The organism is Mesorhizobium sp. LNJC391B00, assembly GCF_000502535.1.
In the GTDB taxonomy this organism is placed as follows: Bacteria; Pseudomonadota; Alphaproteobacteria; order Rhizobiales; family Rhizobiaceae; genus Mesorhizobium.
In genome coordinates, this window is the sequence record NZ_AYWI01000004.1 from 415,942 (window position 1) to 431,144 (window position 15,203).

Genomic DNA, 15,203 nt, shown 5'->3' on the forward strand with positions numbered 1-15,203 from the left:
AACAGTGCAACAACCGTACAGGAGGCCGGCAAGCGACATTCCGGGTGGCGTCGGCGGCACTATGCGTGGCGGAATGGCGATCTCACTTGTAGGGGTCCGCGGCGTCCCGCAAGCCGTCGCCGAGGAAGTTGAACGCCATGATGACGAGGATGACGGGCAGCATCGGCAAAAGCAGCCATGGATAGAACGCGATCACGCTGACGCTGCGCGCCTCGGTGAGCAGGATGCCCCAGCTGGTGATCGGCGCTCTCAGGCCGAGCCCGAGGAAGCTCAGCGCCGTTTCGCCCAGGATCATGCCAGGGATGGAGAGCGTCGCCGTCGCGATCAGATGCGACATGAAGCCGGGAATGAGATGCCGCCTGATGATGCGGCTGCTTCCGGCGCCCATCAATTGCGCCGCCAGAACGTAATCCTCCTCGCGCAAGGCCAGAAGCTTTGAACGCACGGCGCGCGCCAGTCCGGTCCAGTCGAGCAGCCCGAGGATGACGGTGATGCCGAAATAGATCAGGATCGGACTCCAGGTTATCGGCATGATCGCCGCCAGGGCCAGCCATAGCGGAATGCTGGGAATCGATTGCAGGACTTCGATTATCCGTTGGACGATCAGGTCGAAGATACCGCCGTGATAGCCGGCCAGTCCGCCGATGACGATGCCGAGCAGGAAGCTGAAACTGATGCCGACGAGGCCGATAGTCAGTGAAATGCGTGCGCCATAGATCATGCGCGAGAGCACGTCGCGCCCCAGCCTGTCGGTGCCGGCCAGAAACAGTTGCCCGTTTTCGGCAGGACAGACAAAATGCCTGTCACCTTCGATCAGGCCCCAGAACCGATAAGTGTCGCCCTGGCAGAAGAAACGGAGCCGCTGAACGTCGTCATGGTTCTCGATGTAGTTCCGCTTGAGCGTGTCCATATCCAGCGTCATCTGGCGGCCATAGACGAACGGCCCGACGAACTCGCCATTGTGGAACAGGTGCACGTGCTGCGGCGGCGCATAGATGTAGTCCATGTTGCGCGAGTGCAGATTGTAGGGCGCCAGGAACTCGCAGATAAGTATCCCGGAATACAGCACTGCCAGGAATATGCCGGATATAAGCGCAAGCCGGTGTTTGCGGAATTTCCACCACATCAGCCGCAACTGCGATGCCTGAAAGACCTTCGATTGCTCCGGCGTCATCGCCTCGACCGACTGCAGGTCGAAGGGCGCGCCGGAAATGTAGTGTTGCAGTGGAGCACCCGGAGCGGGCAGCGGCGAGTCCTGCTTCATTTGGTGCTGCCACCCTGCAAACGAATTCGTGGATCAAGCAGCGCCAGCGCCAGGTCGGAAATCAGCACGCCGATAACCGTCAGGAAGGCAAGGAACATCAGGAATGACCCTGCCAGATACATATCCTGGCTTTGCAGCGCCTTGATCAGCATCGGCCCGGTCGTTTCCAAAGACAAAACGATAGCCGTGATCTCAGCGCCGGAGATGATGGCCGGCAGGATCGAGCCGATGTCGGAAATGAAGAAATTGAGCGCCATGCGCAGCGGATATTTGACCAGCGCCTTGAACGGATGCAGGCCCTTGGCGCGCGCCGTAACGACATATTGCTTGTGCAGTTCGTCGAGCAGATTGGCGCGCAGCCGCCGGATCATGCTCGCCGTGCCGCCGGTGCCGATGATCAAGACCGGGATCCAGAGATGGGCGAGGATCGACTTCGCCTTGGCCCAGCTCATCGGCTCGCCGAGATATTGCTGGTCCATGAGGTGGCCGATGGACGTGCCGAACCAGATGTTGGCGAAATACATCAGGATCAGCGCCAGCATGAAATTCGGAATGGCAAGGCCGAGAAGGCCGAAGAAAGTCAGGCCGTAGTCGCCCCAGCTGTATTGATGCGTGGCGGAGTACATGCCTATCGGAAAGGCGATGAGCCAGGTGAAGATGATCGTGACGAAGGAAACCAGCACGGTCAGCCACATTCGGTCGCCGACGACGTCGCGAACCGGCAGCTCATATTCGAAGGAATAGCCGAAATCGCCGTGCAGCATCCCGCCCACCCAGTAGAAGTAGCGAATGACCGGCGGCTGGTCGAAACCATATTCCTTGCGCATCATCTGGATGCGGTCGGAATCCACCGCTTCGCCCTGGGCCCGAAGCTCGGCGACATAGCTGTCGAAATAGTCGCCCGGCGGAAGTTCGATGATGGTGAACACAAGCGCCGATATGACCAGCAGCGTTGGAACCATCACGGCGATGCGCCAGACAAGATATCGAAGCACGCTCAGGAGCCTCCAAGCCAGAATGTGTCCGGCATGTAGACACCGAAATAGGAGGTCGGGTCGTAGCCGTAGAGTGCTTTGTCAGGCAGGTTGCGCAGCCGCGAGGATACCAGAATCGGCTGAAGTGTTTCGTTCACCGTACCGATTGAGAACACCTGATCGGTGTAGATCGACAGCATCGAGTTCCAGATTTCGGCGCGCTCGCTGGATTGGGTCGATCCGTTCCAGCGCTTGAGCAAAGCCATCAACTCGACCACTTCAGGAACATCGGGCGCCTCACCCATCTTGCCATGCGACAGATAGTAAGCGCCCCAGAGCGGCCATTGCAGCTGGTCGTCGATGGTGGGGGCCAGCTGGTATGGATTCATGTCGGCGGTCGGCACGCCATTGTCGATGCCCGACGACATCGACATCAGGATCTGGCCACCAAGCGCGCGGCTGCGGAAGATGTCGCGCTGCGAAGTCCGGATGAACAAAGCGATGCCTATCTTGCGCCAGTGATCGGTGATGAGTTCGAGCGCATCGGTTTCCAGCGTGCTTTCGCCGGCCGTTTCCACGATGATCTGCGCCGGGCGTCCATCGGGAAGTAGCCGCAGGCCGTCATCGTCACGGGCCTGAAGCCCGACCTCGTCAAGCAGTGCATTGGCCTGGTCGGGATCGTGGGCGACCCAGGCTTTCGCGAATTCCGGCCGGTAGAGCGGGCTCTCCGGCAAGACCGTATCGGCGCTTTCCTGCGCCAATCCGTAGAAGACGGCCATGTTGATCTCGCGCCGGTCCACAGCGAGCGAAAGTGCGCGGCGCACGCGCACGTCACGCAAAAGGCCACGCCACACCGGGTCGGCACAATTCAGATTGGGCATGAGCGCCAGCCGCGAACCCTGTGTGCGTTTCCACAGATGCATCTTCACCGGGTAGCGCTTCTCCGCGTCCTTCAGGAAGGAGTAATCGCTGAAGTCGATTCCCATGCATTGCAGGTCGCTCTCGCCCGCACCGGTCTTGGCGGAGATGATCGCCGACGAGCTGACATTCATGATGATCCGGTCGACATAGGGCAGTTGCCGGCCGTTCTCGTCTGTTCGATGAAAGAACGGGTTGCGCTCGAAGATGAACTGCTCGGCCGGCGGCTTGGTCCGGTTCTGCCAGGGGTCGAGTGTCGGCAGATCCGGGTTCTCCGGGCGATACTGCCGCGACATGCGGATGTGCAGCAGCGTCCATTTTGCGGTCCGGTTCTCCTTCATCAGGCCGGCGAGCCGGAATGGATCCTGATATTTCTTGTGGAACTGCTTGAGATAGGCGGCTGGCAAAACAAGCGGTGTCGGCGAAGCAGCGGCAAGTTTGGGCAGGAAGTCGGGATTGGGCGCGTCCCAACTGTAGCGCACCGTCAACGGATCGACGATCTCGAAACGTGGCGGCTTGCCGTCCGCCAGCAGGGCAGGGGCGAGCCCCCCTTGCGAAAGCTCATCGTTCAGCCAGACATCTTCCCAGCAATAACGAAAATCCTCCGGCGTCAGCAGGCTGCCGTCTGACCATTTATGGCCTTCACGAATCTTGAACGTGAAGACGCGATCATCCTTTACGTCGAAACTTTCGAGAATGTCGGCCTGAAAGTTAAGCTTTTCGTCATAGCCGACCAGCCGGGAATACCCGTAGATCGTCATCATCCGGATATCTTTCTGGCTGCCGATGATCGTACGCAGCGTGCCGCCATACTGGCCGGGCTGCCGGCCCATCGCCGCGAGGTTCAACGCGCGCGGGCTTTTGGGCAGGCGCTCCGCGAGTGGCGGCAGAGCCCTGGCTTTCAGCTGCGGCTGAAGAAAATCCGGCTCCAGATCGCCGGCGCGCGCCGTGCCCGGCAGAAATGCCGAAGCCATGAGACCAAGGACAGTGCGGCGGCTGATCAATGGCGTAACTCGCTGACATCGGCCGAACGTCGGGCCAGCACGAGATGGCCGCCGCCGAGATCGAGCGGCGACAGCATATCCTCTTCGCCCTCGTCGCGGAATTGCGGGCCCCATGCGCTGGTGTCGGAAGCGCCGCCGAGCTTCAGCGTCTTGAAATCCATCGGCCGGTCGAGATCGGGGAAGGGGACTGCGGCGAGCAGCGAGCGCGTGTAGGGGTGGATCGGTTTCCTGAGCAGAATTTCGCGCGGTGCAAGCTCGACGATACGCCCGCCGCACATCACCGCGATGCGGTCCGCCATGTAGTCCACCACCGCCAGATTGTGGGATATGAACAGGTAGGTCAGGCCCAGTTCCTTCTGCAGGTCCTTCAGAAGGTTCAGGATCTGCGCCTGCACGGAGACATCGAGCGCCGAAACCGGCTCGTCGCAGATAAGCAGTTCAGGCCCCAGCGCCAAGGCGCGCGCAATGCCGATACGCTGACGCTGCCCGCCGGAGAAGCTGTGGGGATAACGCTGGATGAAGCGCGGATCGAGCCCGATTGCCTGCATCAGGCTCTTGACTGTGGCTAGCCGGGACGCGGCATTGCCACGTTGATGGATTTCCAGCGGCTCGCTCAAGATGTTTTCCACGGTCATGCGAGGCGAGAGCGACGAGACCGGATCCTGGAAAACCATCTGGAGTTTCGCCCGCAGCAAGCGCAGGGCGTCTCCCTCGGCTTCCAGGACGTCGATCGGTCCGTCGCGGCCGTTGAAGATCACGGAGCCGCCGGTAGGGGTGACGGCCCGCATCAGGATCTTGCTGACGGTGGTTTTGCCGCAGCCGCTTTCGCCAACCAGGCCCAGGCACTCACCTCGCCTGATGTCGAAGCTGACGCCGTCCACGGCGCGAACAGAGATCTGATGGCTCCCGCTGAACCATCCGGAGTTGCGGATGGTGTAGACCTTTTTCAGATCCCTGACCGACAGCAGAATGTCGTCCGGCCCCTTCGCTTCCGGCGCCGTCTGCTTGCCCAGCAGGGTCCCGACATTCACCGGCACCTCGCGGAGCGCCTTCAGCCTTTCGCCAGGCTTCAGGTCGAAATGCGGGACGGCTGCCATGAGGCCCTTCAGGTAAGGGTGGCCTGGCCGGCGGAATATTGCCTCCACAGGGCCCGCTTCCATGATCTCGCCATGGTACATGACCACCACCTCGTCGGCGACATTGGCAACCACCCCGAGGTCGTGCGTGATCAGCAGCATTGCCATGTTGAGCTTGGTCTGAAGCCCGCGCAGCAATTGCAGGATTTGCGCCTGGATGGTGACGTCCAACGCCGTCGTCGGCTCATCGGCGATCAACAGAGCGGGCCGGCAGATAAGCGCCATGGCGATCATGGCGCGTTGCCGCAATCCTCCCGAAAGTTCGAACGGATACATGTCGTAGGCGCGCTTGGGATTGGGGAACCCGACGAGGCCGAGCATTTCCTCGGTCCGTGCCTTGCGCTCCGTCCGATCCATGTGCGTATGAATCTGCAGGGATTCGCTGACCTGGTTGCCGATCGTGTGCAGCGGCGACAGCGATGTCATCGGCTCCTGAAAGATCTTGCCGATGCGGCTGCCTCTCAACGCCCGGATTTCGGGTCCGTCGCGCGGCATCTGCAGGATATCCTGCGTCGTGCCGGGCTTTTTGGGATCGGAAAACAGGATACGGCCGCGAACATGGGCCGTGTTCGGCAAGATGCCCATCACGGCCTGGCTGAGAACCGATTTTCCGGAACCGGACTCACCGACAAGTGCGGTGACCTTGCCGGGCAGGACGCGAAGATTTGCCCGCCTGACGGCATGCAACGGTCCCCCGACAATGGCAAAAGAGATGCCAACATCCTCGATCCGCAGCAGATCAACGCCTGCATCCATTCCCACACCAGCCCCAATCTGGCGCCTCCCGACCGGCCCCAAAAAGCAAGACTAGCGCATTGTCAGCGCAGAGCAACTTGGATTCGAAACGAATTCCCCGGCGACCGGCGGCCGGACAGCATACCAGGGCGTCCAGATCGGATGGTGGTGACTACTGGAGCTTCCTCCGGTCGCCCGCCGACAGCCGCGCGGCATCGCGATGAAGCAGCATGACCTGCTCGGCGTCCGATATCCGATCGTGAAACGGCTGCAGCGCAGCGTCTTCATCGAGTGCGAGAGCACCCGACAGATCGGGTGAAAGCACCGTCAGCTTCTGCTTGCTGCCCGCCAGTTCCTCCTCGCCGAGCGTCAGCCAACTGTTGGCCCCGCAATAGCCGGCGAAGTCCTTGCTGGCGAGAACGCTGTGCGGATATTTCTTGGTCAGGGTCTGGAGACGCTGGACCTCGTTTACAGCCGAGCCGAAGACCGAGAATGTGAGTCGGTCGGTAAGCCCGACATTGCCGAACATCACATTGCCGACATGCAGGCCGATACCAAATTTTATGTCGCCCAGTCCTTGCTCTTTTCTGCGCAGATTGAGCTCCATCATGCGCATGCTGGCCTTGTGCGCAGCCGCAAGAGCAGCCTGGCAGGCGATCTCTGACTGCGCGCGGTGCCTTTCGCAGGGGTAGACGGCAATGAATCCATCCCCCAGGAAACTCATGATCTGCCCGCCTTTGCGATTGAATGGTGCTGCGATGGCATCGAAAAACTGGTTCAGCGTATCGATATAGACTTCGCGGCCGGAGGTTTCGGCGAGCCTTGTCGACCCGCGCATATCGCCCATCACCAGCGCGGCCCGGATTGTGTCGCCCTCGCCGCGCTTGATCTGGCCGTCCAGCACGCGCCTGCCGGCGTCACCGCCGAGATACGTGGTCATCATGTTGTCGGCGAGCTTGGTGAGCACCGCCATCTTGCTTGCTATGGCGAGATGGTTCTGGATCCGCAGCAGCGCCGAAATCATGCTGTCGCTGAAGCCTGAAGCACTGTCGGTGGACCAGGACCCCAACATGCCCTGACTTGTATCGCCATTGAAGGGATGGACGAAAGCCATGTAATCGGTGACGCCCATAAGCCTGAGCTCATCGAAAACAGGAAACTCCGACCGCACCGACGGGTCGAGCCGGCGCCGCAGATGGTCGAGCTTGTTGCTGAGCAGATGGTAGTATGGGCTGGTTAGGAATCTGTCGGAATGGACGCCGTTCTCACTCCGGAAGCCTTCCACTTCCAGGCCTTGGCCGCGAATCCAGGTGAAACCGAGCGCGTCATAAAGCGGATGCAGCATCGAAAAGCTCAAATGCACCCGCTTCAGCGGCAGGCCGGCAGCAGCCAGCCGTTCACAAAAACCCTTGACCAATGTTTCCAGGTCGTCGCCCGCCAGCGCCGATTGGGTCAGCCAATCGGCAACCTTATCCATGAGAATGTTGGAAATTTCTGCTTGCGCTGTGCTCATGCTATCTCGAAACCCGTCGAAGACGAGCCATCTCCTTTGATCCGCAAAATTCTCGAAGTCAATGAAGCCGGCTTCGGGGGCAGAAGCCGGCGAAGAATATCCCGAATGACTGTCCTTGCAGGAAGCAAGCAGACGTCGACCGCACAAATCACCTGCAACACTATGTGGCGAGGCTGCCGGCGAAGTGCAATCCCGATCCTGACATCGCGCAAATAATTGGTCGGCTCAGGCACCGTTGGGCTCGCCGGGTCCCAAGAACCATGGCCGCGGCGCATTGCGGAAAATCGATTCCCCAAGCCGTCATCAGACCGGCGCCTTCGCCTTCAGGCTTGCGGCAGCCATTGCATAGCCGCCGGCGGCGCCATCGATGAAGTGAACATGATCGCGCTGCAGCGGCGAGATGACGAGGCATGTCATCAAGGCCGACTTCTGGCGGTGCAGGCCATAGTTGCAGATGCCGGCCTCTTCCGCTTGTTTCAGCCGGTTCTCGATCCGCTGCAACACATCCGCGTCGACGTCGATGGTCATCTTCAAGCCGTCGTCGAACTTGCGGAAATCCGAATTGCTGGCCACCTCGCGTTTGTAGACCTTCGGGTCGAAACCGCCGATCGTCCAGCCCAATTTGTCGGTGACGGCCGTAAGCGTCATCAGGAAGATCACCCACAGCTTGGCCAGCCACCGCCGCCCCGGCGGCGCCGTGGCCCGTGCCTCGACATCGAGACCGGCGGGCAAGAGACTATAGGCCGGACCGTCCACCGGCACCGGGTGGCCATCGCGCTCCTGCCTGCCGGCAAGGGCGATGATGTCGGAAGCCAGAAACTGGAAACCACGCAAGTCGCGCGATGCCCCCGGCACGGCTATGATCGAGACAATTTCGCCATGCCGGGCTTCGATCGGGTTCCAGCGGCAGGAGAGGCCGGTCAGATCCGGCCGCGCGCCGGCCGGCGCGGGGTCGATGCGGTAGCGCCCGGCTTTCATTTCGGCTTCCGCCCAACTGCCGCCGCCGCCGGCGAACATGGCATAGAAGGCTGCTTCGGAGGCCTGGAACCTCGCCACGCGAACGTCGAGGCCTTGCGCTCTTATGTCCTTTATCGGCACGATTGCGGCACGCAAGGTCAGATCCAGTTCGTCCGCCACCCATCTCTGGACAGAAGCCAGCGCGTTACGGGCGATCTCCAGCGCCGAGCCGGGAAACGCCACGAGCGCGCCGTCGCCGCCGAAGACGAAGGGAAGATCTTGCCGTCCCAGCGCGTTGAGCAGCGCCGAAATGACGCTGGCGCCGGCCATATTGACGGTTTTGTAGCGCCCGGCTTCGATCGCCTTGGTCGAGCCGACGATGTCGGCGGTGGCCAGCGCCCAGCCATCGGGGAGAGGCCGATAGTTATCGACATCGGCAACGCTTTCGAACTTTGCGAAGACCGGCAAAGAAGCGACGAACGGGTCGGACGCGACTGCTGTTTCCATAAGCATCAGATAGCACATTCCAGCGCTTGAAGGTGAAGTCGATCATGCCTCGAAATTGACTTGGGCAGGCTTTGCGATGATAGGATCGCGCGATGCGAATTGCCTTCTACGCCCCGCTGAAGTCGCCCAATCATCCCGTTGTCTCCGGCGACCGCCAGATGGCACGGATGCTGGTCCAGGCGCTGCAGCATGGCGGGCATAGCGTCGAACTGGCATCGGAGTTGCGCTTCTATCTACGCCAGCCGGAACGGAAAAGTTTCGATGCGCTCATGATCGAGGCCCGGGACGAAGCCGCGCGACTGACAAGGCTTTGGGACCGTGACGGCAAGCCCGATCTCTGGTTCTCCTATCATCCCTACTACAAGGCGCCCGACCTGATCGGGCCCGAGCTGGCGTTGGCCTTTGCCGTCCCCTATGTGACGGCCGAAGCCTCCTATTCCGAACGGCGCAACGCCGGTTCGTGGGCCGATAGCCAGGCATTGGTCGCGCGAGCCATCGAACAGGCGGCGCTGAACATCTGCTTCACGCAAAGGGATCGCCAGGGGCTGGCGGATGCTGTCCCCCACGCCGCTCTCGGTATGCTTTCACCCTTCATCGACACATCGGCATTCCACGAAATGCCGGTACTGGATTATCCGACGCGCCTCGTGACCGTCGCCATGATGCGCCCGGGCGACAAGGTCTTGAGCTATCGCATGCTGGCGCAGGCGCTCGGGTTGATCGGCCATCTCCCCTGGACGCTATCGGTCGTCGGGGACGGACCTGCCCGTGACGAGGTAAAGGCGCAATTCGCCGGCTTGCCCGCCGACCGTATCGAATGGCTTGGCGCCATCGAGCCGGCCGCCGTGCCGGATGTCCTTTATCGCGGGGGAATCTACGTCTGGCCGGGTTACGGCGAGGCCTATGGCATTGCCTATCTTGAAGCACAGGCCGCCGGCCTTCCGGTGGTGGCTCAGGACATTGCCGGCGTGCCGGAGGTCGTGCGGCATGGCCAGACCGGGTTTCTCACCCCGCCGGGCGATGTGGGGGCGTTCGCTTCGGCCATCGCAAGGCTTCTGGCCAATAATGACGAAAGAACCATCATGGCTGCAGAGGCCAGACGTTTCGTTCTCGAAGAACGCTCTCTCGGTGCTGCAAAGGCCCGTCTGGCGGAACTTCTCAAGATGATCCCGTTGTCATGACGTCCGACCCGATTTGGCAGCCTCTGGTGGACGAGCTGGCGCATCGGCAACGGTGGGGCCGCAAGGCAGAGTTCTGGCTGCGCGACGACGACGCCGTGGATCCGACGCCGGCGCTCGATCGGTTGCTCGACCTCACCGGTGACTTCGCGGTTCCGGTCACTCTGGCCGTCATTCCGGCCCGGACCGACGGGAAGCTTGTCGTCCGGCTTGACGCCGCGCCGCATGCCACGGTCGCCATTCATGGCTGGGCGCACCGAAATCATGCGCCCGAGGGTCAAAAAAAGCAGGAGCTCGGCGCGCATCGGCCACGCGAGGTGGTGCTGGATGAGCTGGCCGGCGGGCTGTCGCGTGTAACCGGCCTGCACGGCGCACGTGCGGTTCCGATGCTGGTGCCGCCCTGGAACCGGATCGACGCCGGCCTGGTACCCGACCTCGGATCGATAGGATTTGCGGCATTGTCGGTGTTCGGGCCGCCAAGGCCGGCTTCCTTGGCGGTCATCAACAGCAATGTCGACATCATGGATTGGCATGGCACGCGCGGCTGCCGCGATCATGGTCTGTTGGTTCAGGCCATCGTCGCGCAATTGCAGCGTGCATTCGACGGCGGCGAACCGGTCGGCCTGCTCACCCACCATCTCGTCCATGATGAATCGGCATGGCTTTTCCTCGAACGGCTGTTCACGATCACCGCGCGGACCGAAGCCTGCGCATGGCTTCCGATCAGCACATTGACCGAACGCAGCGCCGGAAAATAGCTCAGCGCTTTTTGTGCAAGACTGGAAATGTGAGCGTCTGGCCATCCCGCGCCGCAAAAGCGCCGGCAAACCTGTCCTTGGCCAGTTTCTCCATCTCGTCCAGCTCATCGTCGGTGCGTGCCGGATCGTGGTGAAACAGCGCAAGCCCGCGCGCGCCGGCCGCCTCGCAGAGCTTGACGCCCTGTTGCCATGTCGAGTGCCCGTTGCCGCGGTAGCGCTCCATTTCCTCCTCGGTGTAGGTGCAGTCGTAAATGACGAGGTCGGCATCTCTGATCAGGCCGAGCACCGCCTGGTCGAGTTTGCCCGGCTCGTGCTCGGTGTCTGTGATGACCGCCACGACGCGGCCCCCCCATTCGACCCGGTAGCCGATGCAGCCGCCCGGATGGGTAAGACTACCGGTTCGTACAACAACTCCTTCGCGTGGCCGAAGCAGGTCTCCGGATGCGAAATCGCGGCAGTCGAGGCTCGCCTTGCAGACACCGAGTGTCACCGGAAACCATGGCGGCCGAATGAATTCATCGACCATCTGCCGCGTCGTCATGCGTCCAGCCAGATGCCCGGACCAAAGCGTAACTTTGATGCCTCGTTCATAAATAGGCTTGAAAGCCGGCAGCCCGATGATGTGATCGTAATGGCAATGGGTGAAAAACAGGTCGAAATCGGTGACGCCCGCCGCCCGAAGCGTCCTGCCGGCAGGCCGCAAGCCGGAGCCCGCGTCGAACAGAAGCGTATGCTTGCCGCATTGCATCTCGATGCAGATCGTGTTGCCGCCATAGCGAGCAAATTCTGGCCCCGACACCGCAATGCTGCCGCGCACGCCCCAAAACCTGACAAGGAAGAAATCGTCGTCCATGCACCCTTTCGCCCATCGTAGCCAACCAACTGCTGCCAGAGTCGTTCCAGGAAAGGTGTGACACGGTTCCGGAAACTGCATCAAAACAAAGAAACAGAGCGGCTCGCCGCTTCAGTGCAACTGTGAATCGCTCTCGGCCGTTCGTGCGTCGATCAGGTCCGCGGTCGTACTGCTTAGCCTATCGGCAAGAACCCGCAATATCTCGATGGTCATTTCGGGAAACTCCTTCATAAGCCTCAGGAAATGGTCCTTGCGGATTCTCAAGGCCTCCAGCTCACTTGCCGCTTTGACGGTGGCAGTACGGGAGCTGTTGCACAATATGGCAATCTCGCCAACGATCGAATTTGGCAGCAATTCGGCAACTTTGATCGGCCCATTGTCGGAATCGACCAGAATATCCGCGCTGCCCGAAAGGATGACATAGGCGGCGTCTGCCTCGTCGCCCTGCCGGAAAAGAATCTGGCCGGCACTGTAGTTCACGCGATCGGACGTGAACGCGAGCAGCTTGAGCTTTGTCGGCTCGATGCCAGAGAACAAGGGAACGCGTTGCAGCATTCCAACTTCATCCTTGAGCAGCATTGTCGCAAACCTTCCTGAATTCGCGTTTGCCAGACTATGACACAAGTTCCTTGAAGATACCGTTTCCCGCCAAGAGTGTCTCGTGTGTTCCGTCTTCCACCAATTGGCCTGAGTCAAAGACCACAACCCGATCGAACATCGCCGCCATTGCCGGATTCGTCACCACCCACACAATTGCCGGCGAATGGCCGTCGCGTCTGGCTTCGTCGAGCACATTCCGCAACACTTTGTCCTGCACGCGCTGGTCGAGCGCCGACAGCGGCCGATTGAGAATGAGGAAATCGGGACGCTTGAGCAAGGCGCGGGCAACATCGAGCTTCTGTCGCTGTCCGCCGGTCAGCCGCCTGCCGGCGGCGCCGACGTTGAAGTCCAGGCCGACATCCAGAAGCTCGGCATAAAGTCCCAGTTCGTCAAGAATATCATAGACGATGGAGCGAATACGGTCCGGCGCGTCGGGATGGTTGTTGCCGACACGCCCGAACAGGACGTTGTCCATGACGGTGGCCGCGGCGATGTATTTGGCAGGATCAAACCGTTCGACAGCTTTCTCCAGCTCGGCCGGCAGGTTTTCATAGAACTGGTTGCGTGCAGCGATGATCTTGCTCATCAGCTCGTCGGTCAACAGGCCGAAGCGATGCCGGGGCTCGATATAGGCAAAGCTTAAGGTGACCATCATGGCGCGGTCGTTCTCCGAAACCGCATCGTAGGGGCGATTCTTGAGCCGTTGCAGCAAGGTTTCGTAGGCGGGTATCTCCTCGGCGCTCATGAAGGCGAGCTGCTGGAAGAACTGGTGTTCGGGCGGCAGGTCGGCAAACAGCTCGATCGCCTGTTCGGCGATCTCCATGCCCATTTCGTAGAGCGTGCGGTCGAGGCCGGCTTGCTTCAGCACGGAAGCAAAATAGGGATTGGACGCCAGTGCCTTGTGAGCCAGTTCGGGGCCGGCCGCGGCGCCGAAGAGCAGGTTCTGGCCGATCGTCGCTTCCTTGTTGTAGGCGCCCGGTTCAAAAGGAACCACCAGCGCGCTCAGGCCTTCTTCCTCCAACCGGGTTCGCAGCGCCGCACGCAATTCGACGATCCGCTCGGCAAGCTTCGTGTGGCGCTTGAGGTCGGCCGAAGAGCGCAAGCCAAGATCCAGAATGTCGCGCGACAGAAGAACCGCGTCGAGCACCCGGCGCACGGCTTCGAAGAGGTCGTGCGGGCCGGTGGCGCCGGCGGAGGCATAGTTGATCCAGTCGCTGCGGATATCGAGATCCGGATTGCCCGACCGGCGCGCCTCGTCGATATTCCAACGGTGCTGGTCCGCCGCTGCGCCGTCATATGTCACCGATGTCAGCGGCGCATGCTTCAAACCGTAGAGCAAATTGTCGCGCAGGCTTGCCTGGAACAGGAAAACATCCGACGAAGCGTAGGACATGCGCCGGCCGGTCACGGCTTCGGGGAGATCAAGCAAGTCATCGGAGCCCGAAACGATCCTTCCGCTGTCCGGCCAGGTCAGCCGCGCAAAGGCTTCCGCAAGCGCCTCCGCTCCCCCTGTTGCGGTGCTGACCAGAGCCACCGTCTCACCCGGCTTGACCTCGAGCGAGATGCGATTGAGGAGCATTGCGCCGCCATCGTCTGCTATCGACAGGCTGACCGCCGACAGCGGCTTGGTCATCGGATCGGGATCGTCGACCGTCAGTGCTCCGATTTCCGGCGCGATGATATTCTCGACGGTGAACTGTTCGACGACCTGCTGATATTTGACCTGGACATCCTGCCGGTCCTGATCCCAGTCGATCAGTTCCTTCATCGGTCCGGGCAAGTCCTTGTAAGCGCCGATCACGGCCACGAGCTGGCCGACATCCAACCTCCCCTGGATGACCAGATAGCCACCGATCATGTAAAACAGAAAGGGCGTGAGCTGCGCGAGAAAATTGTTGAGGAACTTTACCATGAATTTCCATTGGTAAAGATCGAAGCGGATTTTGAAGATGAGCCCGAGCCGGGCTGCTATGTCGGCGCGCTCGTAGTTCGACGTATCGTGGACGTGAACCGCGCCGATGCCGTCGACGATTTCGCCAACCCGGCCTGAAAGCGCGCGCGCCGTCAACTGCCGCTGGCGCCCGAGCACGAGCAGCCGCCGCCGCATTCGCGGGATAAGCACGATCTGGATCGCCACGATCACGACCGCTATCATTCCGAGCCAGACGTTCTGGACCATGATGAACAGCATGGCCGTCAGCGCCTGGCCGCCGAGCAGCACCGGCTGCAGGAAGGCATCGCCAATGAAGCCGCCCAGCGGCTCCACCTCGTCCTTCACCATGGTCGCCACTTCGGCGGATTTCACCCGCTTGAAGTAAACCGGCGGAAACCGCAGCACACGATCGACCAGATCGAAACGAATACGCCGCAGCATGCGTTCGCCGAGCCGGCCCTTGTAAGTGTTGATGTAGAGCTTGAACAAGCCGTTGATGACGACCAGCAAGAGGAAAACAAGGCTGAGCGCAAGCAGCGTCGACGTGCGGTCGAGCTGAAAACCGGAGAAGAACTGCACCTCGCCGATGAACGGCAGGTTATAGTGCAACCTCATGAATGGCAGGGTCGCGCCCGGTTGCTCGAACCCCTTGCCCTGGATCGGGCCGTTGACGATCAGCTTCGGCAGGTCGAACGACATGAAATACGGGACCATCGAAAGCACGACGATCATCAATATCCAGAGCTGCTGCTTCCTGGTGTGCGTCCAGATATAGCGGGCTAGGCTGGTTTCCATATGCGATTGTCAGTTTGAAGGATGCAGAATGTAAAGGCACCTGCTGGCGAATGGTGTATCGGCCATGTCTTCGCTGCC

Annotated in this window: 11 protein-coding genes; 2 read left to right on the forward strand and 9 right to left on the reverse strand. The window is 60.9% G+C overall.

Going from position 1 to position 15,203, the window contains the following annotated elements; translation table 11 throughout:
* Window positions 1-82 precede the first annotated feature (82 nt).
* The 6 genes from X750_RS151860 to X750_RS151835 form a co-directional block, all read right to left on the reverse strand.
* Window positions 83-1,264, reverse strand: a complete 1,182-nt coding sequence (locus tag X750_RS151860) for an ABC transporter permease (protein ID WP_023702557.1) — start codon at window positions 1,262-1,264, stop codon at window positions 83-85.
* Window positions 1,261-2,259: an ABC transporter permease gene (locus X750_RS151855; protein WP_023672136.1), complete on the reverse strand. Its 999-nt coding sequence runs from the start codon at window positions 2,257-2,259 to the stop codon at window positions 1,261-1,263. Before X750_RS151855 ends, X750_RS151860 begins: the two co-directional genes overlap by 4 nt.
* Window positions 2,260-2,261: 2 nt before the next feature.
* Window positions 2,262-4,160, reverse strand: coding sequence for an ABC transporter substrate-binding protein (locus X750_RS151850; RefSeq protein ID WP_023692891.1), 1,899 nt, complete (start codon window positions 4,158-4,160; stop codon window positions 2,262-2,264).
* Window positions 4,157-6,052, reverse strand: a complete 1,896-nt coding sequence (locus X750_RS151845) for an ABC transporter ATP-binding protein (protein WP_023736727.1) — start codon at window positions 6,050-6,052, stop codon at window positions 4,157-4,159. Before X750_RS151845 ends, X750_RS151850 begins: the two co-directional genes overlap by 4 nt.
* 151 nt (window positions 6,053-6,203) lie before the next feature.
* On the reverse strand, window positions 6,204-7,544 hold the full coding sequence (locus tag X750_RS151840) for an adenylate/guanylate cyclase domain-containing protein (protein ID WP_023672139.1): 1,341 nt from the start codon (window positions 7,542-7,544) through the stop codon (window positions 6,204-6,206).
* Between the two features lie 303 nt (window positions 7,545-7,847).
* Entirely contained in the window at window positions 7,848-9,026 is a 1,179-nt protein-coding gene (locus X750_RS151835) for a DUF3095 domain-containing protein (RefSeq protein ID WP_031197356.1), read from the reverse strand.
* A gap of 74 nt (window positions 9,027-9,100) precedes the next feature.
* On the opposite strand from X750_RS151835, the gene X750_RS151830 reads away from it, so the two are divergent.
* Together X750_RS151830 and X750_RS151825 are read left to right on the forward strand one after the other, a co-directional pair.
* Window positions 9,101-10,189 (forward strand): glycosyltransferase family 4 protein, encoded by a 1,089-nt coding sequence (locus X750_RS151830; protein WP_023747415.1) that lies wholly within the window; start codon window positions 9,101-9,103, stop codon window positions 10,187-10,189.
* The gene (locus tag X750_RS151825) at window positions 10,186-10,944 is read left to right on the forward strand and encodes a polysaccharide deacetylase family protein (protein ID WP_023747416.1); all 759 of its coding nucleotides are present in this window, start codon (window positions 10,186-10,188) and stop codon (window positions 10,942-10,944) included. The genes X750_RS151830 and X750_RS151825 overlap by 4 nt, the downstream gene beginning before the upstream one ends.
* 1 nt (window position 10,945) lies before the next feature.
* On the opposite strand, the gene X750_RS151820 is transcribed toward X750_RS151825, so the two are convergent.
* From X750_RS151820 to X750_RS151810, 3 genes are all read right to left on the reverse strand, one after another.
* Entirely contained in the window at window positions 10,946-11,797 is an 852-nt protein-coding gene (locus X750_RS151820) for an MBL fold metallo-hydrolase (protein WP_023747417.1), read from the reverse strand.
* A 111-nt stretch (window positions 11,798-11,908) separates the two neighbouring features.
* The gene (locus X750_RS151815; RefSeq protein WP_023672144.1) at window positions 11,909-12,376 is read right to left on the reverse strand and encodes a cyclic nucleotide-binding domain-containing protein; all 468 of its coding nucleotides are present in this window, start codon (window positions 12,374-12,376) and stop codon (window positions 11,909-11,911) included.
* A gap of 34 nt (window positions 12,377-12,410) precedes the next feature.
* The gene (locus tag X750_RS151810) at window positions 12,411-15,125 is read right to left on the reverse strand and encodes an ABC transporter ATP-binding protein (protein ID WP_023706793.1); all 2,715 of its coding nucleotides are present in this window, start codon (window positions 15,123-15,125) and stop codon (window positions 12,411-12,413) included.
* Window positions 15,126-15,203: the final 78 nt, after the last annotated feature.

Excerpts from the sequence above, each read along its gene's own strand:
- X750_RS151860 (WP_023702557.1), bottom strand. The coding sequence starts at position 1,264 with ATGAAGCAGGACTCGCCGCTGCCCGCTCCGGGTGCTCCACTGCAACAC.
- X750_RS151845 (WP_023736727.1), bottom strand. The coding sequence starts at position 6,052 with ATGGATGCAGGCGTTGATCTGCTGCGGATCGAGGATGTTGGCATCTCT.
- X750_RS151840 (WP_023672139.1), bottom strand. The coding sequence starts at position 7,544 with ATGAGCACAGCGCAAGCAGAAATTTCCAACATTCTCATGGATAAGGTT.
- X750_RS151835 (WP_031197356.1), bottom strand. The coding sequence starts at position 9,026 with ATGTGCTATCTGATGCTTATGGAAACAGCAGTCGCGTCCGACCCGTTC.
- X750_RS151830 (WP_023747415.1), top strand. The coding sequence starts at position 9,101 with ATGCGAATTGCCTTCTACGCCCCGCTGAAGTCGCCCAATCATCCCGTT.
- X750_RS151825 (WP_023747416.1), top strand. The coding sequence starts at position 10,186 with ATGACGTCCGACCCGATTTGGCAGCCTCTGGTGGACGAGCTGGCGCAT.
- X750_RS151820 (WP_023747417.1), bottom strand. The coding sequence starts at position 11,797 with ATGGACGACGATTTCTTCCTTGTCAGGTTTTGGGGCGTGCGCGGCAGC.
- X750_RS151815 (WP_023672144.1), bottom strand. The coding sequence starts at position 12,376 with ATGCTGCTCAAGGATGAAGTTGGAATGCTGCAACGCGTTCCCTTGTTC.
- X750_RS151810 (WP_023706793.1), bottom strand. The coding sequence starts at position 15,125 with ATGGAAACCAGCCTAGCCCGCTATATCTGGACGCACACCAGGAAGCAG.